Below are 233 nucleotides of genomic sequence, written 5' to 3'. Positions count from 1 at the left end.
GCCGCGTAAGCGCAGGAAGCCGGGGTACCGGGTGACAAACGCGCGGGCGTATAACCAGAGCCTGAGAAAGCGCGGCATGATCAGCCTGTATGTACCGGATGGCGATCTGAAGGCGCAGCTCATCAACGCAAAGGTCCGTACGTCGGGCGTGTCAGGGCGTGAGCCGACCTACACGACGGCGTACATCGAGCTGATCTTCACGTTCTACCGGCTATTCGGCTGGGGGATGCGGC

The 233-nt window shown here is 62.2% G+C and carries 1 pseudogene; it reads left to right on the top strand.

Annotated features, from left to right (window positions below):
* Positions 1-31: 31 nt before the first annotated feature.
* Positions 32-233 (top strand): annotated as a pseudogene (locus P0D80_RS51745) (hypothetical protein); the annotation flags it as partial.

It is taken from the genome of Paraburkholderia sp. RL17-373-BIF-A (assembly GCF_046030175.1).
Lineage (GTDB): Bacteria > Pseudomonadota > Gammaproteobacteria > Burkholderiales > Burkholderiaceae > Paraburkholderia.
Note: the sequence above shows the minus strand (reverse complement) of the source record. Positions and strands in the feature narration are given on the sequence as shown.